The sequence below is a fragment of the Paraburkholderia ginsengiterrae genome, from assembly GCF_001645125.1.
Lineage (GTDB): Bacteria > Pseudomonadota > Gammaproteobacteria > Burkholderiales > Burkholderiaceae > Paraburkholderia > Paraburkholderia ginsengiterrae.
This window is the reverse complement of the sequence record NZ_LXKA01000141.1, coordinates 1-497: the sequence shown is the minus strand read 5'-3', so window position 1 is coordinate 497 and position 497 is coordinate 1. Positions and strand designations below refer to the sequence as shown.

The 497-nt window shown below is 72.0% G+C and carries 1 pseudogene; it reads left to right on the top strand.

From position 1 onward, the window contains the following. Nucleotides 1-350: 350 nt before the first annotated feature. Nucleotides 351-497: pseudogene (locus tag A6V37_RS42240) on the top strand (ABC transporter permease); the annotation flags it as partial.

Sequence of the window (497 nt, the reverse complement as noted above, 5' to 3'; positions counted from 1 at the left end):
TGCAGTGATGTGCGCACCGCCGAGGTGGCCGGGCAGGTAGCGGGCGCTCTGCGACAGGGTCGCGCAACTGCGGGGCGGGAGCGCGTAGTGGTGGGCGACAGGCACAGCGGCTAGTGGGCGCGCCGCGCTGGTGCGGATGGCGCGTTGATCTGTAGAAGCGGTGCCGGATGGTGTGAGTGGTTCGCGCCGGGCGGCGCCCACGCGGGGCGGGGCTGCTGAGGCCTGCTCGGGAGGCGGGGCGTGTTCGTGGTGCGATGGGTGGGCGGCGGGGGGACGGGGGGGGTTGGGGCGGGGAGGGGTGGGGTGGCAGCTGGCGGAGGGGCCAGCCGCGGGGACGGGGATAGGCGGGGGGGGGGAAGGCGAGGGGCGTAGAGAACGGGAGGATGGTGGGTCGGCGCAGGGGGCCTTCGCTGATCGTCACGATCGGAACCCAGTACCTGTGTCGCGGCGTGTTGCTGACCTTTGTCGGAACAGAGTTCTTCATGAACATTCCGCAC